Genomic DNA, 22909 nt, shown 5'->3' on the forward strand with positions numbered 1-22909 from the left:
AATGTGCACATCAACGTTTTTCAGGAGGACGCCATGGAATATCGCATCACCCGCGCCGTCAGAAACCAGCCCCGCGTCAGCTACGCGCTCGGAACGGAAACGCCGCCCTGCGAAGTGGACTGCGGCGAAGGCGTTAACGTCGAACTGACTTCGCCGGCGGCGCGCCGGGCCTTCGCGGCGCTCGATTTCAACATGTGCGCGCCGTATCCCCACGCCAACGAACTGAAGGAGGCGATCGCCGCCTATTGGAAGGATCATGCCGCGCTGGGAAACGAGAACATCGTCCTTACCGAGGGCTCCGTCAGCGGTCTGTATCTCGTCAACCGGCTGTTTCTGGAACCGGGCGACCGCGTGCTGGGCGGCGCTTCGCTGTTTTTCGAGTACGGCGCCGACGTGCGTCTGCACGGCGGCTTTTTTGAGACGGTGCCGCTGAAAGCGGAGGAGGATTACCGTTTCAGCGCCGCGCGTTTTGCGGCGGCGCTGTCGCCGCGCTTCAAGCTGGCGGCGTTCGACAATCCCAACAATCCGACGGGACAGGCGGTCCCGCCCGCCGCGCTCGAGGAGATCCTCGCCGCGGCGCGGGAGGCGAACGTCTGCGTGCTCGTCGATGAAGCCTACGGCGATTACGTGCCGCGCGGGCGTTCGGCCGTGAGCCTGTTCGACGCGTACGACAACCTGCTCGTCGCCCGTTCCTTCTCCAAGGGATTCGGGCTGGCGGGGCTGCGCGCCGGCTACCTGCTCCTGCCTCCCAAGCTGGCCGCGGCGGCGAACACCCTCTCCAACCCCTATGCCGTGTCGTCGCTCTCGCGCCGCGTGGCCGCCGCCGCGTTGAGCGAACCGGAGTTCCTGGACGAGCTGCGCGCCCGCACCGCCGCCGCGAAAAAAAGCCTGATGCGGCCGTGGCGGCATCTTTCTTTCGCGCATACGACCGACAGCGTGGCGATCTGCATGGTCGTCCACGCCGACTCGAACGTCGACCTGGCGCGCGAGTTCGCCCGCCGCGGCGTGCGTGCCGTCTCCTGCGAAGGCTTTGCGGGGCGCAACGCGGCGCGCCTGCGCGTGCCTATCGGGCCTCGCCTCGAAAAAGTCCTGACGGCCATGGAACGGATCGACGCGGGGCAATAGAGCGAGAGGACGCCCTCGGGCGTCTTTTTCTTTGCGCGCCGAACGGCGGCCTTGTCAGCGGGGAATAAAACTGTTATGCTTTTCGTAATCGAAAGGCCGGGCGGCGCTTTGCCGTTTGGGGAAGCGCCGGCCTTCATGAAAGGAAAAGGGAAAGAAAATGGAAAACGACGAACTGAACGTGACGAACGCGCCCGAAGCCGCGGCGAAGCGCAGCGCTTTCGAGATGACGCTGGCCGACTGGGAGCGTTTCGTGCAGGAAGAGCTGGACATGCCGCGCTACACGGCCGATCAGCTGTGCCAGTGGATCTACAAGAAGAAAGTTTTCAGCTTCGGCGCCATGACCAACCTGTCCAAAGCGCTGCGCGAGCGTCTGCCCGAGCTGCTGGAGATCCGGCTGCCGAAACTGGCCAAGCGGCAGACGGCCGCCGACGGCACGCGCAAGTACTTATGGCGGCTCGACGACGGCGAGTACGTCGAGTCGGTGCTGATGGACCACGGCAACCATTACACGGCCTGCATCTCCTCGCAGGTCGGCTGTCCGCTGCGCTGCGAGTTCTGCGCCACGGGGCAGCAGGGCTTCAGGCGCAACCTCAGCGCCGGCGAGATCGTCTCGCATTTCGCCGCCATGGAGTCCGACGTCGGGCACGATATCAACAACGTCGTCTTCATGGGCATGGGCGAGCCGCTGCTCAATTACGAGAACGTCGTCAAAGCCGTGCGCATGTTCCTCGAGCCGAAGATGCGGGGCTTGAGCGTGCGGCACGTCACCATCTCCACGTCCGGCATCCCCGAGGGCATCCGCCGCCTCGCCGACGAAGGGCTGGACATCTACCTGTGCCTGTCGCTGCACGCGCCCAACAACGAGCTGAGATCGCGCATCATGCCCGTGAACGAGCGCTTCCCGCTCGGCGCCGTGTTCAGCGCGCTCGAATACTGGCAGCAGAAGACCGGCGTGCGCCTCACCATCGAGTACGTCATGCTCAAGAACGTCAACGACACGCCGGACTGCGCTTACGAGCTGGCGACGCTGTTCTCGAACCTGCAGGTCTACGTGAACCTGATCCCCTACAACCCCGTGGCCGGCACGAGATTCGCCCGTCCTTCGGCCAGCCGCATCGCGCCGTTCATGAAGATCCTCAAAGAGCTGAACGTGGAGTGCGAAGTGCGCAAGGAGCATGGGACCGACATCGACGCCGCCTGCGGGCAGCTGCGCGGCAAGACGGTCAGTTAAATGAAGCCCAATCCTCTCGGCCCGTCGGCGAAGGTCATGGCGCTCGCGGCCGCGCTGGCGCTCGTCGTCTGCACCGTCGTGCTCTGGGGCGTCGTCGCCCGCAGCGGCAAAGTGACGCGAGATTCCGCCGAACTGGCGGCGCGGATGCGCCTGATGGCTCCCGAACCACGATGGAATGACCGCCTGAACCGCGCGGCGCTGGAGAAGTCTCTGCGCGCGGCCCGGCCCGATCTGCCCGGAAACGCCCAGCTCTGTTTCGTCGCGCCGTGCTGGGCCGTCGTGCACCTTGCCGATTCCTCGCTGTTGCTGCGCTGGCAGCCCGAAGCGGCGGATTTCGGCTGGACCGAACTGGACCGGACGCAGCGCTGAGGGCCGCGCGGGAACCCCGCGAAGCGGGCTGCGCCGTTCGCTTTGTGGATTTTCCTCGCAACGTCTTGAGTTCGACCCGAATCAATAAAGAAACAGCATGACATTATCACTGAACAGCGACACGTCAGTTGAGGCCCCGACTTATTATTTCAAAAATCGATAATGAGAGGGGAAACTATCGCACACTTCTGGAGACAATGAAATGACTATACCTCTTTATTATCAAATTTATCGCGATTTACAGTACAAGATCTGCGAAGGACTCTATAAGCCGGGGGCAATGCTGCCGACGGAGGCCGATCTCGAGAAAATTTACGGCACCAGCCGCGCCCCGGTACGACAGGCGCTCGGAGCTCTTGAAAACGAAGGGCTCGTTCTCCGCCTCCAAGGCAAGGGGACTTTTGTCACCAAGCAGGTGCGCACGCACCCTTGGTTTACCGCCACAGGCTTTGTGAACGTGTATGAGCAGTATTGGGACCGGCTTTCAACCCAAACGCTGGAGATCTCCCTGAAGGTCCCGCACGATCGGGACATCCCAACCTTCCTGAATTTGGGCAAAAAGGAGCAAACGACTTATTTGATCCGCAGCCAATGTATCGAAGAAACCCCCGTCTTCGTCTTTGAACATTATCTTCCGCAGCGTTTTGACCTCTCCATTTTCAAAGCGGCAGGAGATTTTATCTCCATGAAGGAGATGCTGACCTCTAAATTCAACACCATGATCTGCCGCGTTCACGAGAAACTTGCCGTTCGTATCCCGCCTAAAAAGATCACGGATTATTTGCAGGTCGCTGAACACACGCCGGTTCTAAGAGTTCGTCGTTTCTTCTCCGACAACCAGGGGAAAGCCGTGTGGGTGAGCAATCAATACGTTTTTACTGAAAAATGGGAATACGAGATGGATTCCACGCTTAACTATTGACGCTCGTAATCCGGGCATTCTGCCGGCACGCATAAAGCACGCCTTAAAACTGTTGGGATGGCGCAAACGGTCACGTTTACGCCATCCCAACAGTTATTTTATACTATTTCTCAATTAATACTATTTCTTAATTAAAAGGCCGAACCCAAGGGCGCTGCGAGGGAGATTCGCAAAGCGAGCCGCGCAGACCGCGCAGCGGTCGAGGGAGTCCTGAGCGACTGAACTCCCTCGCAGCGCCCGGCAAACTATGTTAACGCTTTTTATCAAGAAATAGTATTGCAAGGTTTTACGAAAAATCCAGCCTTTCCGGTCTAAGCTCCAAACGCTTGTCCAAACTCAGCCGATTGATTTCCCGCGCCCGGTGGCAGGCGACAAAGTGGCGGGGGCGGAGCTCGTCGAGCCTGGGCGTTTCCCGAAAGCAGCGATCCTCGGCATGAGGGCAGCGTTTCGCAAAACGGCATCCGTCGCCGAGCCCGACAGGCGAGGTGATCTCGCCTTTCAGCAACGAACGCTCCTTCTTCGCTCCGATCACCGGTATGGGGACGGCGGCCAGCAAGGCCTGCGTGTAGGGATGCAGACGGACGTTGAACATTTCTTCCGAATCGGCAAACTCCACCATGCTGCCCAGATACATGACCATGATATCGTCGGAAACATGGCGGACCACCGACATGTCGTGGGTGATGAACATATAGGTGAGGTTCATGGCTTCCTGAAGATCCTGCATCAGGTTGATGATCTGCGCCTGAATGGACACGTCCAACGCCGACACGGGCTCGTCGCAGACGATGAACTTCGGTTCCAGCGCCAGGGCGCGGGCGACTCCGATGCGCTGCCGGCGTCCGCCGTCGAGCTCGTGGGGATACGAGTTCGCCAGACGGCGCGCCAGGCCGACGGTATCCATCAGTCGGGCGACGTGACGCGCCAGTTCGCGCTCAGTTCCGTGTTTCTTATAGATCAGCAGAGGCTCGGCGATCAGCTGGCCGACGGACATGCGCGGGTTCAACGACGAAAAGGGATCCTGAAAAATCATCTGCATGTCTTCGCGCAGATCTTTGAGCCGATGTTCGTCAACGCGGCTGATGTCCCGCCCTTCAAAGACGATCGTGCCGGATGTCGGTTCCTGCAAATGGATCACGGTACGCCCCAACGTGGATTTGCCGCAGCCCGATTCGCCCACGACGCCGAGAGTCTTGCCCCGTTCGATGGCAAAGGACACGCCGTCCACGGCGTGCAGCAGACCGCGGGGCGTCTCGAAATACTTTCTCAGATCGACGACTTCAAGGATCGCAGACATGGCTACTCCCCTCTGCCCGCAAAGTTCAGGCAACGCACGAAATGGCCGGGGGCGATCTCCACGTTGGGAATGACGCCGTGACGGCAGGATTCCCTCGCCTCCGGACAACGGGCGGCGAATACGCATCCGTCGGGCAGGTTGGCGGGGTCGGGCATCAGACCGGCGATCGGTTTGAGGCGGCGAACTTTTTTGTCGAAGTTGGGGATCGAGCCGAACAGTCCCTGCGTATAGGGATGCGACGTATGGTTGTAGATATGCTCCAGCGTGCCGTACTCCACGATGTTTCCGGCGTAGACAATGCCCACTCGATCGCAGACTTCGGCCACAACGCCAAGATCATGGGTGATCAGCACCAACGACGTGCCGAAACGCTTCTTGAGCGTTTCGATGAGGTGCAGCACCTGTTCCTGGATCGTCACATCCAGCGCCGTCGTCGGCTCGTCGGCCAGCAGCAGCGAAGGATTGCAGGCCAGCGCAATGGCGATGACAATGCGCTGCTGCATGCCGCCGGAAAACTGATGGGGATATTCGTGGCAGCGTCCGCCCTCGATGCCGACCATTTCCATCATTTCCATGGCCTTGCGCAGCGCTTCCTTCCTGGCGATCTTCCGGTGCAGGCCGATGACCTCGGCGATCTGGTCACCGACGGTCAGTACGGGGTTCAGCGCCGTCATCGGATCCTGAAAGATCATGGAGATCTCGTGACCGCGGATCTTGCGCATCTCCTCTTCGGATTTCTTGCAGAGATCCTCCCCTTTGTAGAGGATAGAGCCGCCGACGATACGCCCGGGAGGATTGGGGACCAAACGCATAATGCCGAGAGCCGTCGTGGTTTTCCCGGCGCCGGTTTCGCCGACCAGGCCGAGAGATTCTCCCTGCGCCAGGGCAAAACTGATGCCGTTGACCGCTTTGACCACCGTTTTATCGACGAAATAATGAATCGTCAGATCTCTGACTTCAAGGAGGTTCTTGTCGTTTTCACTCATCGTGTCGGCCTCCGCTCATCAGGATTTCAAACGGGGATCCAGCGCGTCGCGCAGACCGTCGCCGAACAGGTTGAAGGCGAACACCGTGATCATGATGGCCACTCCGGGGAACGTGATCAGGTTCCAGTGGTCGCGGATGAACTGACGGCCGGTGGAAAGCATGCCGCCCCACTCGGGCGTCGGCGCCGGCACTCCCAAACCGATGAAGCTCAGACCGGAAATGGTCAGAATCGCCGTCGCGATGCCCATGGACACCTGGACGATGATCGGCGCCATGGCGTTCGGCAGCACATATTTCCAGATGATGCGCAGATTTGAGGCCCCCGTGGAACGGGCCGCTTCGATATACTGCTCGCCGCGTACCGTGATCACGGCCGAGCGGGTGACGCGCGCAAAACTCGACATCAGCCCCAGACCGATGGCCAGGATCAGGTTGGGAATGCTGTTCCCCAGCGCGGCCACGATGGAGATGCCCAGCAGCAAGTTGGGAACCGCCAGCAGCACGTCGATGCAGCGCATCAGCACGTTGTCAAGCCAACCGCCGTAAAATCCAGCCACACAGCCCACCGCCGTGCCAATGACGCAGGCGATCACGACCGAGCTCAGTCCGATCGTCAGAGACGTGCGGCAGCCCCAGATCACGCGGGTAAAGATATCGCGCCCCAGCTCGTCGGTCCCCATCCAGTGCTCCGCCGACAACGGCAGATAACGCATGCGAAGGTTGGGGCGAGCATAATCGAATCCGCTGATCTGACCGGGAAACAGAGCGCAGACGACGAGGATGACGATGATGACCAGGCCGAGCACGGCGGCTCGATTCTTCAGGAAGCGTCTGCAAATGTCTTTCAGCTGTCCGCGGCTGCTGATGGAGATTTCTTCGAGTCCGGCGAGATCTTCGAACGCCGCTGTTTTGTTCTCGATCCCTGACATCTACGCTCCCCCCTTTGCCGATTTCCTGCCGAGACGCGACCGCCGCGGCTTCAGATATTGCGAACGGATGCGCGGATCCACGTAAGCGTAAAGCACGTCGACGATCAGATTGACGACCGACATGGCCAGAGCGATGAACATGATGCCTCCCTGGACCAGCGGCGCGTTCTTCACCTTGATGGCGCCGATGATCAGGTTCCCCAGGCCGGGGATGGCGAAAACGACCTCGCTGATCGCCGCGCCGCCCAACATCTTGCCGAAGTTGACGCCCACCACCGTCATGACGGGAATGATCGCGTTGCGGAAGGCGTGATGCCAGACGACTTTCACTTCAGACTGTCCTTTGGAACGAGCCGTGCGCACATAATCCTGACGGATGGCCTCCAGCATGCTGGAACGGGTCATGCGCATCACGGCCGCCGCCGAGGAAGTACCGATGGTCAGCGCCGGAAGCACCACATGTTTCCAGCTGCTGAATCCCGACGACGGGAACCACTTCAGAACAACCGAAAAGAGAATGATCAGCAGCAGGCCCTGCCAGAAATTCGGCATGGACACGCCGATCATGGCCAGCACGCGGCAGATATTGTCCCACACAGTATACTGTTTGACCGCCGAAACAATGCCGGTGACAATCCCCAGAGCCACCGCGATCAACGTGCTGAAAAAAGCCAGCTGAAACGTGGTCGGGAAGCGGCTCATGATCTCGGTGACCACAGGCTGCTTCGTCGTGTAGGAAATGCCCAGATCCCCCGTCAGGGCTTTCCTGATATAGTTGAAATACTGGATGATGAATGGATCGTTCAAGCCGTTTTCAGCCCGGAATTTTGCCTTGTCCTCTACGGTCGCCATGTCACCGAGGATGTAATCCTCAGGCTTTCCGGGAGAAAAGTACATCATGCTGAAGACCAGCAGCACGACGCCCAGCATGACCGGAACCATCATCAGGACGCGTTTGCCGATGAATTTGAGCATACGCCGGATTTCCCCTTCCTCGTGAAATACTCATTCTAAAAAGCAGCCGGATCCTTCGGAAGAGTCCGGCTGCCCAATCATGGCGCGTGAAGACGAGACGCGAATGCTATTCTTCGACTTCCCAGTCCTTGACGTTGACGCGGAAGATCGTCGTAGGCATGACGAAGTTTTTGATCTTGTCGCTGACGCCAAAGATCGTGTCGGCTTCGGCAAAGGGAATGGAATAGCGTTTCTCATAGAGATAATCCTGGATCTCGCCGAGCAGGACCTTCCGTTCCTCCCGATCGTACAACGTCTTCAACTTTTTGAGCATGCCGTCGAGTTTCATGTCGTTGGGAGCCAGGCGCGAACCGAACTCTTTCTCGTAAATGATGAGGATATTGGAGATCTCGTTGGCCGTCGCCGTGCGGATCGAGGCCTCCCAAGGCCCCTGCGCCTCGCGGGTCGCCAGGGCGCTCTGTTCGATGCGAGCGTTCACGCCGACGGCTGCCCAGTACGCCTGAACGATCTCGCCCATCTGCTGATACAGCGCCTCGGGCAGAAGGTGCAGCTCGACGTCGAAGCCGTTGGGATAGCCGGCCTCGGCCAGAAGCTGCTTGGCTTTCTCCGGGTTGTATTCCCAGCCGCCCATATCCTTCCAGCCCTCGACGATGGAGGGATATACGCCCGTCATGGCGTGAGCGTGACCGTCGAAGGCCGCGTCGGCCAAAGCGGGAATGTCAACGGCATACGACAGGGCGTGACGGACTTTCTGATTCGACAGAATCGGGTGGTTCATGGCCATCGTGATCAGATAATATTTTTCGGAACGTCCCGATTCGACGTGGCAGCCGTCGATCGCGTTGACGCGGTCGATGTCGGATCCGTTGATGTAGAACGCGAAGTCGGCGGCGCCGGTCTCCAGCTCGATCACGCGAGAAGCGGGCTCGGGGACGAATTTGAGCAGGACATTTTTGGTCTTCGCCGGCGTACCCCAATATTTTTCGTTCCGCTCAAACAGCATGCTGGCGCCGTTGGTCCACTTGACCAGCCTGTAAGCGCCGGAACCGACGGGCGCTCGGGCATAATCCTTTTCGCCCATCTCCTCCATGGCTTTCTTGCAGCCGATCCAGCAGCGTCCGCTGGCCAGCACGTTGAACACGGGAGCGTAAGGCTGATGCATGGCCAGGACCACCGTGTAGGGATCTTCGGCTTTGGAGTTTTTCTCGTCGTACCAGATCATCGTCGAATAGGAGGTGGAATCGTCCTTGGTGCGCCCCAGGCTGAAGAGGACATCCTCGGCAGTCAGAGGATAACCGTTGGAAAACACCACGTCGCGGCGCAGATGCATTCTCAGGTGCGTGCTGTCGATGAACTCCCAGCTCGTCGCCAGACGGGGAATCTCTTTGCCCTCGCGGTCAAGATCCACCAGCGAGTCGTAGATCAGCGTCATGACGATGTTGTTGGAAATGCCGTTGCCGCGCCGCGGGTCCAACGTGTCCGGCTCCAGCTCGTTCACCATCGTGATCGTGTCCTTGAAAGCCGCCGGGGCAGACGCAGCGCACAGTCCCATCAGGGACACGACGCACAGGACCATTGCAAAAAATTTCTTCATATTTCTCCCTCCTGCTGAACAAATATAACAAGATTCAACCCGCGGCCGCAGAGCCGCAAAGGTTACAGTTTCTTCGCGCCGGAACGAATATCGGCGACAACTTGTTCCATGTTCGCCTCGATAAGAGGATCGACGCTGCGCAGCGAAAATTTTCCCTCGACAAAGTCCTCGCGCATCTTCGCTTCTCGTATCGCCGCCGCTTCGGCTTTGGCCAAGTACGCTTCGCAGTTATCGGGCGGCATCACGATCACGCCGTCGGCGTCGCCAAAAACGATATCGCCGGGATGCACGACGGCGCCGCCGCAGTTGACGGGAATGTCGTACTGCCCCGAGAGCCCCCAGACGTTGGTCGTCGCTGCCGAGATGCCGGCGCAGAACACGGGGAACCCCATACGGTCGAGCCAGACCGAATCGGTCGCCGGACCGTCGATGACGATCCCTGCCAGACCGAGAGCCTGGGCGTTGCGCGCCACCATTTCCCCGACACAGGCAAAGACCTCGTCGCCAGCGCGATCGACCACCAGCACAGAACCTCCGGGAGCTTCCTGAATAGCCTTATACATGGCGCAGGAATCCTTACCGAGGATGCGCGCCGTGTAAGCGGGGCCGACCATTTTCATCGAACGGCTGATCGGTTTGATGCGCGGCATCATGAAGCTGACGCCGGGAAAATGTCCATAAGTCGCCGGATCGGTGCTCATAAACCGCTTTGTCAGTTCAGGCGTCCATTCCATGACAGGCGCCTACTTCCTGACCGTGTCGTACACGTCGGCGCGGCGGTTTTTCAACGACGGCAGATGAGCGCGTACCTTGTCGAGATACTCGAGGTCGATCTCGCCGACGGCGATTCCGGCGCCTTCGGAGGCGCGGGCGACAACCGTTCCCCACGGGTCGACGATCATGCTGCCGCCGAAGGAATCGGACGTTCCGTGTTTTTTGCCGTACTGCCCGGCCGCCACCACGTAACAGGTGTTCTCGATAGCGCGGGCGCGCAGGAGCGCTTCCCAGTGATCCTTTCCCGTCGCCATGCGGAAGTTGGCCGGCGCGAACAGGATCTGAGCGCCATGCAGGGTCAGATAACGGTACAGCTCGGGAAAACGGATATCGTAGCAGATCGACAGCCCAAGACAGCCCATTTCCGTGCCCACCGTCACCATCTCCCGGCCGGGCTTGATGCGGGCCGATTCCTCAGCCACGCTGCCATCGGGGAGCGTGATGTCGAACGTGTGAAGCTTACGGTATTTGGCAACCATTTCTCCCCGGGGATTCAACACGGCGGTCGTGTTGAACTTGCGGTCGCCCTCCGGGTTCACTTCGGCGATGCTGCCGCAATGGATCCAGAGATTATGCCGGCGGGCTTTTTCGGCCATCAGGGAAATCGTCCGCCCTTCGGGAACAAGTTCAGGCGCCTCCTGCCCCTCGTCGATCACATTGAAAACTTCCGGGAAAGAGACAAATTTCGCGCCTTTGGACGCCGCCTCGTCGATAAAGTCACAGGCAGCCTTCAGATTGGCGTCTTTATTGTCGCGCGTATCCATTTGAATCACGGCCATCAGGTATTTTCTCATCTGTTTCGCAATCTCCTTTGTGCTGCTTTAACGCCATTGCTTGAGGAACTCGACCACACGTTCCACTGTTTTGCCGACGATCTGTTCGCCTTTCTCCGCGCTGGCCGGCGTGGGATCCCCTACGTGGGCCTCGGGATACGTTTCCACAAAGGGAACAAACTGAGGAATATCGGGATATTCGTTGGCGGCAAGCCCCACGTCCTTCAAGCGCTCGGTCTTGACCAGGTCGGGGCGCAAATACATAAACGTGGAGGTGCCGGCCTCAGCGGCATGAGCATGGGCGGGACGGCCGTCATACTTGAGAATGCCCCTGCAAATGGGCTGGATGATCCGCCACCAGTCGATCAGACAGCACTTCACGTTCCTGGTACGGCGCAGGTGCGTGGCGATCTCGGTAATAACGGACACGTTGCCCAGATGCGGGGCAACAAAGCAGAAACGGTTCACTCCCGTTTCCACAAGGCTCTCGACAATGTCATAAAGATAATTGCGCAGCGATTCGGGACGAACCGTAATAGTACCGCCTTCAGGCGCAAAAAGACTTTCCGAATAGCCGACGGGAACCGAAGGGCCGACGACCCAGCCAATCTTTTCGGAAATACGATTGGCGATCTCTTCGGCCACCAGCGTATCGGCACCGACGGGGAGATGAGGCCCCCAGACCTCGAACGCGCCAACCGGAAGAATTATCGCGCGAGTTTTGGCAACCTCGGCACGGTAATCGACAAAGTTCATCTCTTTCATCAACAGCATCTGACAGCCTCCATATCGCACTACAAAAACTCTGAATTTGACCATGGATCTCCGTGAATTGCATGTGATTATAACATCATAATCACATGGCCGCAAGTTTTTCAGCAGATCTACCCTTTTGGCACAGTATAACGTGCATAAAGCTGAATGTGCCCTTCTGCTCCTTTTTTATAGAGTTTCTGATCCAACTGCATAGAGGTTTATTACCTACTCCGATTTCTCTTGTACCTTCGCCTATGCCTTGCTCGCTGCCGAGACACTCTCGAATGATCTCGACCGTTCCTCTTACGGATATTCTTTGCTTGTGTGCCATAACAATGCTCCCCCTATGATTACAGTGTTTTTCTCTTTTCACTGTCTCTCATAGAGGGAGCATATCAACTGAAGCCTCAGGGATTTTTCATAGGCCGTGTTCCACGTGGAACATGGCGGTCGGCACGTCTTTCTCGCGCGGCGGGCTCCCGGAAATATCAGAACTCCGTCAGCACCAGCGAACCGTCCTCGCCGCTCACGTTGACGGCGAAGTTCCGCGTCGCGCCGTCCTCGCCGACGTAAGAGACGCCGTTGTTGGGCAGGTCGCGAAAAACGTCGTCACGACCGCCAGAGGATGTTCCGGCGCGAGCTGGTCGAGCCGATACAATTCCTTGACCGCGAACGAGACTTTTCCGTTTTCGTCCACGCTCTCAAACGCCAACGCCAGCACCTTGAAGTCTTTTACGGCGCGATCGGCCGAAAAGAGGATCTTGGCCTGCGGTTCCGAACTGCCGGCGACAAACTCGCCGCAGACGGAGATCCCGGCCGGAGCGTCTTTTGCCCACTGCGCGCGCACGAGCGGTTCGGCGCGGTTCGCGGCCGGCGCGTTTTCCCCCGCCGGCTTGTACTCCGAAAACGGGGTCAGATCCCGTGAAGCCGCGTTCGCCGGCGCGGCCAGCATAGCGCAGAGCGCCGACAATCCCAAAAATGACAACAACGTGCGCTTCATGTTTTTTCCTCCAGCTTTTTCGAATATCGTTTCTTCGCAGCCGCGCGAATCCGCCGGCTGAGTTCAAGCACATTATAGCACGGCGTCCGCGCTCTCCGGGGATTGCCTGCCGGTTCCGGCGCGTTTACGCGGCGGTTTTTCCTTCGCCGCCCCGCTCCGGCCGCGCCGTACGCCAAAAAAGCGCGGCCGCGCCCAGTTCGGCCGACATGGAGAAGATCGCCATGCCCGCCGGAGAGCGGTCGTACAGACAGCCCATCAGCCAGCCGCCCGCGAACAGGCAGACGCCGAACGCCGTCTGGAACGAACCGTAGCCCGAGCTGCGGCGCTCCTTGGGAACCAACGTCGCCACCGCCGCCTTGAGGATCGATTCCTGCGCCCCCATGCCGGCGCCCCACAGCGCCGCGCCGACGTACAGCGCCACGCCACCCGGCAGCAGGAAGATCAACGCGCTGAAAGGCGCCGTCAGCAGCGCCGACAGCGCCAGCGCCTTCATGCCCCAGCGGTCGTAAAGCCAGCCGAAAGCAAGCGCCGCCGCCGCGTCGACGCCCATCGCCGCGGCGTAAAGCAGCGGCAATGCGCCCGGCGACATCAAGCCGCGCCGCGAGACGTGCATGGAGATCATCGCGAAATCCATGAAGCCCAGCGCGAATAAACTGATTCCGGCGATATAAAGCGTGAATTTCTTTCCGGAAGCAAAATTTCCGACGGCAGCTTTTTTCGTATCCGGTTCGAAATTCTCCGGCTGCGGAAAGAGCCGGCGCGCCGCCAGCAGCCCCATCGTGACCAACGCCGGCACGGCCAGCAGCGCGAAACAGCGGCGGTAATCGGTAAGGCTGTCGCCGGAACCTTTGAAGTACATCACGGCGAACAGCGCCACAGGCCCCAAAAACGCCCCCAGCTGGTCGAGAAACTCCTGCAGCGCGAAGCTCCGCCCCACGCCGTTCTGCGCGGCGGCAAAGGACAGCAGCGTGTCCTTGGCGGGCTTCTTGACGGCTTTGCCGGCGCGTTCCACGACGATCAGCGCCGCCGCCCAGAGCCAGCCGTTTTCGGGGACCAGCGCCAGCGTCGGCACGGCGAGAAGATCCACGGCGTAGCCGACGATCGTCAGCAGCCAATATCTCTTCGTGCGGTCGGCCAGACGTCCCGTCGCGCAGCGCAGCGAATACCCGACCAGTTCGCCGAAGCCGGAAACGAACCCCACGACCGCCGCCGACGCTCCCGTCAGGCTCAGATAAGCGCCGAGAATGCTCTTGCCGCCCTCGTGCGTCATGTCCGAAAAGAGGCTGACGACGCCCATCAGCACGATGAACGACAGCGCGGCGCGCTTCAGATCCTTGTTTTCATCGACTCGCTCATTCACGAAGACTCACGGCTTTCGAGAAAAATTTTTTACGCGTTCACGCCCGTATTTTAATAGATCCAGAACAGTTTGGGGAGAGCCCCCGACGAGGGCGACCTGGAAAATCAGCCCCCGCGTCGTCGACCTGCCCGTGCGGGGCGGCGCCGTCTGAACGGCTCTTGACATTGAAGCCCACTTCAATGTTAGATTATCATCGTTGTCATATTACGTGAGAGCAGGGTGAGAGCCATGGAGTATTCGATCAAGGAGGCGGCGCAAATGCTGAACATCCCCATCAGCACGATCCGGTACTACGACAAGGAGGGGCTGCTGCCTTCCCTCGAGCGCAAAAGATCGGGCTATCGCGTGTTCTCGGAACACGATATCGAAACGCTGAAAACCGTGATCTGGCTGAAAAAGGCCCATATGCCGCTGAAGGAGATCGGCCGTTTCATCCAGCTGCTGAAAGAGGGCGACGCCTCGCTGCGGCAGCGCCTCGAACTGTTCGAACGCCGCCGTCAGGCCATGGAGCGGCAGCTCAGGGAGGATCAGGCCGTGCTCGATTTCATCAACTATAAATGCCACTATTACCGGACCGCCGTCGAAGCCGGCACGGAAAAGATCCACCGCGGCGGCGAAAAACTGAAAATGCCGCCCTGCGCCTGCGATCCGTCCGGAAAACTTTTATGAAGAATATCAGCCGGGATCCCGCCAACGCTCGGGATCCCGGCTTTTGTTCTGCCCTTTGCGAGGCTCCACGCGCCGCAGGAAGACACATGAAGCGTGATGGAGTTTCGCCGCGCTGACGGGCGTTTTTTTATAGAATCTTTGCGCCTTCATTCACATTATTATATTTTCAAGTATAATTTACATGTTTCTTGCTTCATCAATCTTTTGTTTTCCATAAAAAATGCTATCATTAAAAACGAATTGATCCACGTATACAAAATACGTCGATCCGACAGACTCAGCGGCTGTCGGAAAAGGCAAAAGGGGGAAAGATTTATGGGATTTCCTACTTTTTGGGGCGGCGTGCATCCGCCTCAAAACAAGGATCTGACGCGGGACAAGCAGATCGAACCGTATCTGCCCACAGGCAATCTGACGTTTCCGATGTCGCAGCACATCGGCGCGCCGAATGCGCCCGTCGTCGCCAAGGGGGACAAAGTCAAAGTCGGCACGCCGCTGGGCAGCGCCGAAGCGTTCGTTTCCGCGCCGGTGCTTTCCAGCGTTTCCGGAACGGTGAAAGAAGTGGGGCCTCGCCAAACCGTGCCCGGCACGTTCGACACCTGCGTGGTCGTGGAAAACGACGGCCTTTACGAGAAAGACGGACGCTGGGCGCCGCTGCCCGATTACGAGAACTGCGATCCCAAAGAATATCTCGCGCGCATCCGCGAGGCGGGCATCGTCGGCTTCGGCGGCGCCACGTTCCCGGCGGCCGTCAAGTTCGCGCCGCCGCCTCAGGACAAAATAAAGTGGTTCATCGTCAACGGCGCCGAATGCGAACCGTATCTGAACTGCGACTTCCGCCTGATGATGGAAGCGACCGACGAGATCGTCAAAGGCACGGCGCTGCTGCTGCGCCTCTTCCCCGAGGCCGAGGGCGTGATCGCCGTGGAGAACAACAAGCCCGAGGCGATCGCGGCGCTGTCCGAGTCGGTCGCGCGCCTGGGGGCGAAGAACGTGCGCGTGCAGCCGCTCACCGTCAAATATCCGCAGGGTTCCGAAAAGATGCTGATCGAGGCGCTGACGGGACAGGAGTACGTCGTCACGGCGCTGCCGGCCGACGTGGGCTGCATCATCGCCAACGTGCGCACCGTGCAGCAGTGCTGGCGTGCCATCGCCCTCGGCGAACCGTCGACGGAGCGCGTCGTCACCGTCACCGGCGACGCGATCGCCGAACCGAAGAACGTGCGCATCCCGCTGGGCACTTCCATTCGGGAGCTCGTGGATTTCTGCGGCGGCTTCAAGGAAGCGCCCGTCAAGGTGTTGGCCGGCGGCCCGATGATGGGCATGTCGATGCGCTCGCTCGACGTTCCCGCCGTCAAGGGCACTTCCGGCGTTCTGGCGCTGACGGCGCGATCGACGATGCTCAGACGCGCTACGGCCTGCCTGCACTGCGGCCGCTGCGTCGACGCCTGCCCGATGGGGCTGGTGCCCAGCGCGCTGGATTCGCTGGTACTCAGCAAAGAATACGAGCGCTTCGAAACCGAAGGCGGCATGAACTGCATCGAGTGCGGCAGCTGCACCTACGTGTGCCCGGCCTGCCGGCCGCTGACGCAGAGCTGCCGCGACGGCAAGAGCTTCGTCATGGCGCAGCGCAAAAAGAGAAAGGCGGCGGGAAAATAATGGATCATAAGCTGGTCGTTTCAAGTTCTCCCCACGCCCACGCCGGTCTGACGACGCCGCAGATCATGGCCTGGGTGCTGGCGGCGCTGGTTCCCGCCGGCGTCATGGGCGTCGTCCGCTACGGCGCGCGCGCCGCGGCGGTGATGGCGGTGTGCGTGCTCGCCTGCGTCTTCTTCGAATTCTTGTGGCAAAAATGCACGGGGCGCGCGGTCACGGTGGGCGACGGCTCCGCGGCCGTCACGGGGCTGCTGCTGGCCTACAACCTGCCGCCCACGATCCCCTACTGGATGGCCGTCGGCGGTTCGCTGTTCGCCATCATCGTCGTCAAACAGTTTTACGGCGGCCTCGGCGGCAACATCGTCAACCCGGCGCTGGCCGGACGCGCCATGATGCTGGCCAGCTGGCCGGTACCGATGACGACTTGGACGCTGGACGGCGTTTCCGCGGCCACGCCGCTGGCGCTGATGAAATCCGGCGACGTGAGCGCCCTGCCCTCGTATCTCGATCTGTTCCTCGGCAGGACGGGCGGCTGCATCGGCGAGAGCTGCACGCTGGCGCTGCTGATCGGATTCGCCGTGCTGCTCTGGAAAGATATTATCAAATGGCAGGTTCCGGCGGTCTACGTCGCCGTCGTCGCCGTGCTGTGCACGGTTTTCGGCCGTCCGGCGGCGCCGCTGGCGGAGATTTTGTCCGGCGGTCTGTTCCTCGGCGCCATTTTCATGGCCACCGACTACACGACGTCGCCGATCACGCTCAAGGGGCAGATCGTCTTCGCCGCCGGCTGCGGCCTGCTCACAGCGGTGATCCGCACGTGGGGCGGCTATCCCGAGGGCGTCTCCTATTCGATCCTGATCATGAACCTGCTGGTGCCGCTGATCGACCGCGCCACCAAGCCACGCATTTTCGGAGAGGTGAAGAGCCATGCCAAAAATCGCTAAGCTCGGTTCGATCCTGTTCGCGATCACGGCCGTCACGGGGTTGCTCCTCGGCGCCGTGCAGAACATCACCAGCGGCTCCATCGCCGCCCAACGCGCCCGTCAGAAAAACGACGCGCTGGCGGCGACGCTGCCCGGCGCGAAAAACTTCACGCCCGTGGCGCTCAAAACCGACGCCGGCATTATCGCCGAGATCTTCTCCGGTTCCGGCGGCGGCAAAACGCTCGGCTACAATTTCACGCTCACGCCCAAGGGTTTCGGCGGCCTGATGACGCTGGTCTGCGGCATCGACGCCGAAGGCCGCGTCACGGACATCGCGATTCTCGAGTCCAGCGAGACGCCCGGCCTCGGCGCCCGCGCTTCCGAGCCCGCGTTCGCCGGGCAGTTCCACGGGCGGCTGGCCGACGGCGATCTGCAGGTTACCAAGACGCCGCCCGAGAACGGCGACCAGATCCAGGCCATTTCCGGCGCCACGATCACGTCGCGCGCCGTCACCGACGCCGTCAACGCCGCGCGCGCTTACTGGAAAAACCATCTGAAAAAAGAGGAGGCAAAGTAAAATGGGCAATCCTCTCAAAACCATCATCAACGGCCTTTTCGCCGAAAACCCGATCTTCGTCCTCGTGCTCGGCATGTGCCCGACCATCGCCGTCACGTCCAGCGCCATGAACGGCCTCAGCATGGGGCTGGCCGCCACGGCCGTGCTGATCGGTTCCAACGTGGCGATCTCGGCGCTGCGGCGCGCCATCCCCGACGAGATCCGCATCCCCTCGTTCATCGTCGTCATCGCCGGATTCGTCACCGTGCTGCAGCTGGTCATCGCCGCCTATTTCCCGGCGCTGGACAAGGCGCTGGGCATCTTCATCCCGCTGATCGTCGTCAATTGCATCATTCTCGCGCGCGCCGAAGCGTTCGCCTCCAAAAACGGCGTCTTCGCTTCGGCCTGCGACGGTCTGGGCATGGGGCTCGGTTTCACGCTGGCGCTCATCGTCATCGGCGCCATCCGCGAGCTGATCGGCGCCGGCTCGGTCTTCGGAGCGCACGTTTTCGCGCCCGGTTTTTACCAGCCCGCGCTGCTGGCTATCCTCGCTCCGGGCGGCTTCATCGTGCTGGGCGTGCTCATGGCCGTCATGCATCAGCTCAAGATCCGCAAGGAACTGAAAAGCCGCGCGCCTCTGGCCGAACCCGCTTACGACGGCTGGGCCGAACTCGGCTCGTGCAGCGGCTGCGCGCTGGCGGGCGCGTGCCGCAAGACGGACTGCGCCGCGAAAAAGGACGGTGAGGGCAAATGAATCTGCTGGGTCTGCTGATCAGCTCCATCTTCGTCAACAACATCGTTTTCATGCGCTTCCTCGGCTGCTGCCCGTTCCTCGGCGTTTCCGGCAAACTGGAGACGGCCAGGGGCATGGGACTGGCCGTGGTGTTCGTGATCACCTTCTCGTCGGTGATGACCTGGCTGGCCTACAACTTCCTGCTCGTGCCGCTCGGCCTCGAATATCTCTACACGCTGGCCTTCATCCTCATCATCGCCGCGCTCGTGCAGTTCGTCGAGATCGTCATGAAGAAAATAATGCCGGCGCTGTACAAGTCGCTGGGCATCTTCCTGCCGCTGATCACCACCAACTGCGCCGTGCTCGGCGTGGCCGTGATCAACATGAACGAGAAGTACGACCTGCTCACCGCCGTCGTCAACGCCTTCGGCACCGCCGTCGGCTACATGCTGGCGATCGTGATGATGGCCGGCATCCGCGAGAAGATCGAGCTGAACGCGGAAATGCCCCGCTGCATGCGCGGCCTGCCGATCGCGCTCATCACCGCCGGGCTGATGTCCATCGCCTTCATGGGCTTCAGCGGCCTGGTCAAGTAGGTGACAGCCATGACTGCCATCGTTTACCCCATGTTCGTCATGGGCGGGCTGGGCGTCGTCTTCGGCTGCCTGCTCGCCTTCGCTTCCAAAAAGTTCGCCGTCGCCGTCGATCCGCGCCAGATCAAGATCCGCGCCGCGCTTCCCGGCGCCAATTGCGGCGGCTGCGGCTATCCCGGCTGCGACGGCTACGCCGAAGGCTGCGTCCTCGGCGCCTGCGCGCTGAACAAGTGCGTCGTCGGCGGCGCCCCCGTGGCGGAAAAAATCGCCAAGATCATGGGCGTCTCCGCCGATGGCGCCGAGCCCGAAGTCGCCTTCGTGCGCTGCCAGGGGACCTTCGACAAGACACACAAAGACTGCGTTTATCTGGGCATCGGCGACTGCCAGAGCGCTTCCGTCGTGCCGGGGCGCGGCCCCACCTCCTGCGCTTTCGCCTGCATGGGTTTCGGCACCTGCGTCAAAGCCTGCAAGTTCGACGCCATCCACGTCATAAACGGCGTCGCCAAAGTCGACCGCGACAAGTGCGTGGGCTGTAAAGCCTGCGTCGAAGCCTGCCCGCGCGGCATCATCGCCATGGTCCCCAAAAAGAAAACGGTCCACGTCGCCTGCAGCAACCCCATGCCCGGCGCTTTCGTGCGCAAAGTCTGCACGATCGGCTGCATCGGCTGCCAGATGTGCGTGAAAGTCTGTCCCAAGCAGACCATCTCCATGAAAGGCGCTCTCGCCGTCATCGACCCGAGCAACTGCATCAACTGCGGCCTCTGCGCCTCCAAGTGCCCCGTGCACGCCATCGACAATTCCAAGGCCAAGCCCGTCGTCGTGCCGCCGGCGTCGGTGGCGTAATATCCGCGTCGTCAAAGAACAAAAAAACGTCTCGCGCCGGACATTCGCGAATGTCCGGCGCGAGACGTTTTTTAACGACGGTGCCCTTCGTACCAGTACGACTGTTCGAGGCCCTTGAAGATGACTTCGCGGTCGTCGATGCGGTCGGTAAGGTTGGGCAGAAGGAGGCAGCGCAGCTCCAGATCGTTGACGGGGCTGCGCTCCATGGCCTGAAGATAGAGGGCTTTGTCGACGTTCTGCCAGTCGACGACGCGGCGCAGTTTTTTCCTGAGCATCAGATCGAGCCAGATGCGCATGGCGCGCCCGTTGCCCTCCATAAACGGGTGAGCGACGTTCATCTCCACGTACTTGGCGATAATCTCCTCAAAAGAGTTTTCGGGCATTTTTTCAATGGCGCGGAGCGCTTCTTCCAAATAAAGACAGTTGGCGAAGCGGAAATTGCCCCTGGAGATGTTGCACGTGCGGATCTGCCCGGCGGAATCGCACAACCCGCCGAACAGGGCCTCGTGGATCCGCCGTAGCCCCGCGACGGTACCGACCTCGACATGATCGACGTCACCGCTCTCATAAAGACGGCGGGCGTTGCGCAGGCTTTTTTCGTCAACGTCGTTCATCCTTGCGTCCCCTCTTCCTTCCGGCGTTTTGCGCTTTCATGATACCATCGATCATACCACAGCGGCCAAGAACGCGGCGATCGTTTGGGCCAATTCTTCGGGGCAGTCGTACATGACGGCGTGACCGGCTGGGAAGAGGCGGAAGCGCGCGTCCGGCAGGGCGGCGGCGAGTTTTTCGACTTCTTCCGGCGGGAACAGAAGATCGTGTTCCCCGGCGCAGACCAGCGCCGGCTGTTTGATTCGCGGCAGGACGGGGTCCAGCGGGGGCGCGGCTTTCAGCGCTTCGCGCTGGGCGTTCCACAGGAGCGCGTCGTCCGGCGTCCGGCGCGCCGCCGTCAGGCGCATAAAGTTCAGCGCCGCGGCGGGGCGCTCGCGCAGGGACTGGGGCATGACGGCCCGCATCAGCAGTTCGTGCCAGCGCGGCCACGGCGCTTCGAGCAGTTCGCGCAGAGGGGCGCGACGGAGCGCCAGCGCGTTTTGGCCGGCACAGGCGGCGCACAGCACGAGCGAGGCGACAAGCTCCGGGCGTTCCAGCGCCAGACGCAGGGCGACTTCCGCGCCCATGGACCAGCCCAGCACGGCACAGGGAGCGCCGCGCCGTTCGATCTGCGCGGCGGCCGCGGCGACGGCGCGGGCGAACGAATAATCCCGCGGCGGCGCGTAAAGCAGCGGGGTCGCGCCGGCCCGCCGCAGGGCGGCGAGGAACGGCTGGCCCCAGCAGTCCGCGCCGCCGGCCAGTCCCGGCAGCAACAGCAGCGGGACGTTCGGCGTCATCTTAGCCCTCGACGATCCTCAGGCAGGCGTCGCGGAAGCACTCGCACAACGTGGGATGCGCGTGGATGGAATAGGCCACGTCGCGCGCGGTCAGCCCCTTGGACACGGCCAGCGCCGCTTCGCCCAGCAGAGACGCCGCTTCCGGCCCCATGATGTGCACGCCCAGCAGCACGCCGTCGGCCTTGCGCGCGACGACTTTGACGAAGCCGTCGCCCTCGCCCATGGTCAGCGCCATGCCGTTGGCGGCGAAGTAGGCGCGCGAGGTCGCGTAATCGATGCCGCGGGATTTGGCTTCTTCCTCGGTAAGGCCGACGGTGCCGACTTCCGGCTCGATGAAGACGCAGGCGGGCAGCGCGTCGAGATTGACGGCGTACTCGCCGCCGGTCATGCTGCTGACGGCCGCCAGCGCCTGATACTCGGCCAGGTGCGCCAGCATGGCGCCGCCGGTACAGTCGCCGATGGCCCAGACGCCGTCGACGGAGGCGTGCATCTGCGCGTCCACGGCGAGGCAGCCCTTTTCGATCTTCACGCCGCTGTTTTCCAGACCGTAGCCTTCGAGGATCGGCGTCATGCTGGAGCCGACGATGAGGCGGTCGCAGCGCTCCTCGAACGGTTCGTCTTTCGACGTGCCGCGCAGGATCAGTCCGTCGCCGTCGGGTACGGCTTCGGTGAGGCGCACGTAATCCTTGACGACGGTCTTGCGGCGCTTGACGGCCAGAGCGACTTTCTTCTTAACGTCGCCGTCGAGGCGGCGCAGGATCTGGTCGGAATGTTTGAGCAGGATCACCTTTTTCCCCAGTCCCTGCAGGATCATGCCCATTTCCAGCGCGATGACGCCGGCGCCGAGCACGGCCACGGTCCGCACGTCGGCGTTGCGTTCGGGATCCCAAAGCTGCGGGTCGGTGATGGCCCAGTCGCCGGTGAGCACCTGCGGCAGGTCGTTGCCGGCGAACTCGGGGCGCACGGAACGCGCGCCGACGGCGATCAGCAGGCGCTTGCCTTCGATCTGTTCCTCAGAACCGTCGTCGTGAGTGACGGTCATTTTTTTGGTTCCTTCCCATTCGGTGACGACGCCGGTCCCGCGCAGCACTTTGACGCCGGCCATCTTCATCAGCTGGGCGTTGCCCTTGCGCAGCGTGTCGATCACGCCTTCGAGGCGTGCCCACAGTCCTTCGCGCGCGCCTTTGCCGCCGATCACGTGGGAATAGAGCGCTTTGGTAGGGATGCAGCCGCGGTTCAGGCAGGTGCCGCCGAGGTGGGCTTTTTCCACGAGCGCGACCTGCATGCCGTGACGGGCCGCCAGTTCCGCGGCGCGCGTGCCGCCGGGGCCGCCGCCGAGGACGATCAGATCATACATGTGTTTTTTCTCCTTCTGTTTTCGTCAAAAAAATGCGAAGCGGTCGCGCCGCGGGGAGCCGCCTGTGGCGAAAAATCCCCCGCGGCGCGATCGCTTCGCGTT

General features: G+C 61.2%; 24 protein-coding genes. 11 read left to right on the top strand and 13 right to left on the bottom strand.

The features are described from left to right. Nucleotides 1-33 precede the first annotated feature (33 nt). From D7D26_RS05285 to D7D26_RS05300, 4 genes are all read left to right on the top strand, one after another. Nucleotides 34-1125 (top strand): aminotransferase class I/II-fold pyridoxal phosphate-dependent enzyme, encoded by a 1092-nt coding sequence (locus D7D26_RS05285; protein ID WP_120372320.1) that lies wholly within the window; start codon nt 34-36, stop codon nt 1123-1125. Nucleotides 1126-1282: 157 nt separating this feature from the next. Then, the gene (gene rlmN, locus D7D26_RS05290; RefSeq protein ID WP_120372321.1) at nt 1283-2356 is read left to right on the top strand and encodes a 23S rRNA (adenine(2503)-C(2))-methyltransferase RlmN; all 1074 of its coding nucleotides are present in this window, start codon (nt 1283-1285) and stop codon (nt 2354-2356) included. Next, complete coding sequence (locus tag D7D26_RS05295; protein WP_120372322.1) at nt 2357-2725, top strand: hypothetical protein; 369 nt, start codon at nt 2357-2359, stop codon at nt 2723-2725. A 202-nt stretch (nt 2726-2927) separates the two neighbouring features. Then, nucleotides 2928-3647: a GntR family transcriptional regulator gene (locus D7D26_RS05300; protein ID WP_120372323.1), complete on the top strand. Its 720-nt coding sequence runs from the start codon at nt 2928-2930 to the stop codon at nt 3645-3647. Between the two features lie 286 nt (nt 3648-3933). On the opposite strand, the gene D7D26_RS05305 is transcribed toward D7D26_RS05300, so the two are convergent. The 10 genes from D7D26_RS05305 to D7D26_RS05350 all read right to left on the bottom strand — a co-directional run bounded on the left by D7D26_RS05305 (nt 3934) and on the right by D7D26_RS05350 (nt 14092). Further along, complete coding sequence (locus D7D26_RS05305) at nt 3934-4944, bottom strand: ABC transporter ATP-binding protein (RefSeq protein WP_078015732.1); 1011 nt, start codon at nt 4942-4944, stop codon at nt 3934-3936. 2 nt (nt 4945-4946) lie between these two features. Beyond that, a complete protein-coding gene (locus tag D7D26_RS05310) occupies nt 4947-5930 on the bottom strand; it encodes an ABC transporter ATP-binding protein (RefSeq protein WP_120372324.1) in 984 nt (327 codons plus the stop codon). A gap of 18 nt (nt 5931-5948) precedes the next feature. After that, a complete protein-coding gene (locus D7D26_RS05315) occupies nt 5949-6860 on the bottom strand; it encodes an ABC transporter permease (protein WP_120372325.1) in 912 nt (303 codons plus the stop codon). Next, nucleotides 6861-7835 carry an ABC transporter permease gene (locus D7D26_RS05320; RefSeq protein WP_078015734.1) on the bottom strand — a complete coding sequence of 325 codons (975 nt, stop codon included), beginning with the start codon at nt 7833-7835 and terminating at the stop codon, nt 6861-6863. Between the two features lie 106 nt (nt 7836-7941). Continuing rightward, nucleotides 7942-9429, bottom strand: a complete 1488-nt coding sequence (locus D7D26_RS05325; RefSeq protein WP_120372326.1) for an ABC transporter substrate-binding protein — start codon at nt 9427-9429, stop codon at nt 7942-7944. A 62-nt stretch (nt 9430-9491) separates the two neighbouring features. After that, nucleotides 9492-10163, bottom strand: coding sequence for an RraA family protein (locus tag D7D26_RS05330; protein ID WP_120372327.1), 672 nt, complete (start codon nt 10161-10163; stop codon nt 9492-9494). A 9-nt stretch (nt 10164-10172) separates the two neighbouring features. Then, on the bottom strand, nt 10173-10997 hold the full coding sequence (locus D7D26_RS05335; protein ID WP_120372328.1) for a carbon-nitrogen hydrolase family protein: 825 nt from the start codon (nt 10995-10997) through the stop codon (nt 10173-10175). 27 nt (nt 10998-11024) lie between these two features. Continuing rightward, nucleotides 11025-11750 (bottom strand): creatininase family protein, encoded by a 726-nt coding sequence (locus tag D7D26_RS05340; RefSeq protein WP_158606281.1) that lies wholly within the window; start codon nt 11748-11750, stop codon nt 11025-11027. 508 nt (nt 11751-12258) lie between these two features. Next, nucleotides 12259-12732 carry a hypothetical protein gene (locus D7D26_RS05345; RefSeq protein WP_120372329.1) on the bottom strand — a complete coding sequence of 158 codons (474 nt, stop codon included), beginning with the start codon at nt 12730-12732 and terminating at the stop codon, nt 12259-12261. A gap of 124 nt (nt 12733-12856) precedes the next feature. After that, complete coding sequence (locus D7D26_RS05350) at nt 12857-14092, bottom strand: MFS transporter (RefSeq protein ID WP_120372330.1); 1236 nt, start codon at nt 14090-14092, stop codon at nt 12857-12859. Between the two features lie 228 nt (nt 14093-14320). Here D7D26_RS05350 and D7D26_RS05355 point away from each other — a divergent pair, with 228 nt between their 5' ends. The 7 genes from D7D26_RS05355 (at nt 14321) to D7D26_RS05385 (ending at nt 20062) form a co-directional block, all read left to right on the top strand. Further along, a complete protein-coding gene (locus D7D26_RS05355; protein ID WP_078015741.1) occupies nt 14321-14761 on the top strand; it encodes a MerR family transcriptional regulator in 441 nt (146 codons plus the stop codon). A 315-nt stretch (nt 14762-15076) separates the two neighbouring features. Continuing rightward, nucleotides 15077-16420, top strand: a complete 1344-nt coding sequence (gene rsxC, locus D7D26_RS05360; RefSeq protein WP_120372331.1) for an electron transport complex subunit RsxC — start codon at nt 15077-15079, stop codon at nt 16418-16420. Continuing rightward, nucleotides 16420-17358: an RnfABCDGE type electron transport complex subunit D gene (locus D7D26_RS05365; RefSeq protein WP_120372332.1), complete on the top strand. Its 939-nt coding sequence runs from the start codon at nt 16420-16422 to the stop codon at nt 17356-17358. Before rsxC ends, D7D26_RS05365 begins: the two co-directional genes overlap by 1 nt. Then, on the top strand, nt 17342-17914 hold the full coding sequence (locus D7D26_RS05370; protein ID WP_120372333.1) for an RnfABCDGE type electron transport complex subunit G: 573 nt from the start codon (nt 17342-17344) through the stop codon (nt 17912-17914). Before D7D26_RS05365 ends, D7D26_RS05370 begins: the two co-directional genes overlap by 17 nt. 1 nt (nt 17915) lies before the next feature. Then, the gene (gene rsxE / locus D7D26_RS05375; RefSeq protein WP_120372334.1) at nt 17916-18647 is read left to right on the top strand and encodes an electron transport complex subunit RsxE; all 732 of its coding nucleotides are present in this window, start codon (nt 17916-17918) and stop codon (nt 18645-18647) included. After that, nucleotides 18644-19222, top strand: coding sequence for an electron transport complex subunit RsxA (gene rsxA, locus D7D26_RS05380; RefSeq protein WP_120372335.1), 579 nt, complete (start codon nt 18644-18646; stop codon nt 19220-19222). The genes rsxE and rsxA overlap by 4 nt, the downstream gene beginning before the upstream one ends. A 9-nt stretch (nt 19223-19231) precedes the next feature. After that, complete coding sequence (locus D7D26_RS05385) at nt 19232-20062, top strand: RnfABCDGE type electron transport complex subunit B (protein ID WP_120372336.1); 831 nt, start codon at nt 19232-19234, stop codon at nt 20060-20062. Nucleotides 20063-20133: 71 nt separating this feature from the next. Here D7D26_RS05385 and fic read toward each other — a convergent pair whose 3' ends face one another. The 3 genes from fic to D7D26_RS05400 are packed head-to-tail and all read right to left on the bottom strand — an operon-like array spanning nt 20134 to nt 22807. After that, entirely contained in the window at nt 20134-20676 is a 543-nt protein-coding gene (gene fic, locus D7D26_RS05390; RefSeq protein WP_120372337.1) for a protein adenylyltransferase Fic, read from the bottom strand. Nucleotides 20677-20727: 51 nt separating this feature from the next. Beyond that, entirely contained in the window at nt 20728-21450 is a 723-nt protein-coding gene (locus D7D26_RS05395; protein WP_120372338.1) for an alpha/beta fold hydrolase, read from the bottom strand. 1 nt (nt 21451) lies between these two features. Continuing rightward, on the bottom strand, nt 21452-22807 hold the full coding sequence (locus D7D26_RS05400; RefSeq protein WP_120372339.1) for a dihydrolipoyl dehydrogenase family protein: 1356 nt from the start codon (nt 22805-22807) through the stop codon (nt 21452-21454). Between the last annotated feature and the right edge of the window lie 102 nt (nt 22808-22909).

This window comes from Pyramidobacter sp. CG50-2 (assembly GCF_003612005.1).
GTDB lineage: Bacteria > Synergistota > Synergistia > Synergistales > Dethiosulfovibrionaceae > Pyramidobacter.

Bases quoted from the DNA above. Each gene is read 5' to 3' on its own strand.
- D7D26_RS05285 (WP_120372320.1), top strand. From the start codon at position 34: ATGGAATATCGCATCACCCGCGCCGTCAGAAACCAGCCCCGCGTCAGC.
- rlmN (WP_120372321.1), top strand. From the start codon at position 1,283: ATGGAAAACGACGAACTGAACGTGACGAACGCGCCCGAAGCCGCGGCG.
- D7D26_RS05295 (WP_120372322.1), top strand. From the start codon at position 2,357: ATGAAGCCCAATCCTCTCGGCCCGTCGGCGAAGGTCATGGCGCTCGCG.
- D7D26_RS05300 (WP_120372323.1), top strand. From the start codon at position 2,928: ATGACTATACCTCTTTATTATCAAATTTATCGCGATTTACAGTACAAG.
- D7D26_RS05305 (WP_078015732.1), bottom strand. From the start codon at position 4,944: ATGTCTGCGATCCTTGAAGTCGTCGATCTGAGAAAGTATTTCGAGACG.
- D7D26_RS05310 (WP_120372324.1), bottom strand. From the start codon at position 5,930: ATGAGTGAAAACGACAAGAACCTCCTTGAAGTCAGAGATCTGACGATT.
- D7D26_RS05315 (WP_120372325.1), bottom strand. From the start codon at position 6,860: ATGTCAGGGATCGAGAACAAAACAGCGGCGTTCGAAGATCTCGCCGGA.
- D7D26_RS05320 (WP_078015734.1), bottom strand. From the start codon at position 7,835: ATGCTCAAATTCATCGGCAAACGCGTCCTGATGATGGTTCCGGTCATG.
- D7D26_RS05325 (WP_120372326.1), bottom strand. From the start codon at position 9,429: ATGAAGAAATTTTTTGCAATGGTCCTGTGCGTCGTGTCCCTGATGGGA.
- D7D26_RS05330 (WP_120372327.1), bottom strand. From the start codon at position 10,163: ATGGAATGGACGCCTGAACTGACAAAGCGGTTTATGAGCACCGATCCG.
- D7D26_RS05335 (WP_120372328.1), bottom strand. From the start codon at position 10,997: ATGAGAAAATACCTGATGGCCGTGATTCAAATGGATACGCGCGACAAT.
- D7D26_RS05340 (WP_158606281.1), bottom strand. From the start codon at position 11,750: ATGCTGTTGATGAAAGAGATGAACTTTGTCGATTACCGTGCCGAGGTT.
- D7D26_RS05345 (WP_120372329.1), bottom strand. From the start codon at position 12,732: ATGAAGCGCACGTTGTTGTCATTTTTGGGATTGTCGGCGCTCTGCGCT.
- D7D26_RS05355 (WP_078015741.1), top strand. From the start codon at position 14,321: ATGGAGTATTCGATCAAGGAGGCGGCGCAAATGCTGAACATCCCCATC.
- rsxC (WP_120372331.1), top strand. From the start codon at position 15,077: ATGGGATTTCCTACTTTTTGGGGCGGCGTGCATCCGCCTCAAAACAAG.
- D7D26_RS05365 (WP_120372332.1), top strand. From the start codon at position 16,420: ATGGATCATAAGCTGGTCGTTTCAAGTTCTCCCCACGCCCACGCCGGT.
- D7D26_RS05370 (WP_120372333.1), top strand. From the start codon at position 17,342: ATGCCAAAAATCGCTAAGCTCGGTTCGATCCTGTTCGCGATCACGGCC.
- rsxE (WP_120372334.1), top strand. From the start codon at position 17,916: ATGGGCAATCCTCTCAAAACCATCATCAACGGCCTTTTCGCCGAAAAC.
- rsxA (WP_120372335.1), top strand. From the start codon at position 18,644: ATGAATCTGCTGGGTCTGCTGATCAGCTCCATCTTCGTCAACAACATC.
- D7D26_RS05385 (WP_120372336.1), top strand. From the start codon at position 19,232: ATGACTGCCATCGTTTACCCCATGTTCGTCATGGGCGGGCTGGGCGTC.
- fic (WP_120372337.1), bottom strand. From the start codon at position 20,676: ATGAACGACGTTGACGAAAAAAGCCTGCGCAACGCCCGCCGTCTTTAT.
- D7D26_RS05395 (WP_120372338.1), bottom strand. From the start codon at position 21,450: ATGACGCCGAACGTCCCGCTGCTGTTGCTGCCGGGACTGGCCGGCGGC.
- D7D26_RS05400 (WP_120372339.1), bottom strand. From the start codon at position 22,807: ATGTATGATCTGATCGTCCTCGGCGGCGGCCCCGGCGGCACGCGCGCC.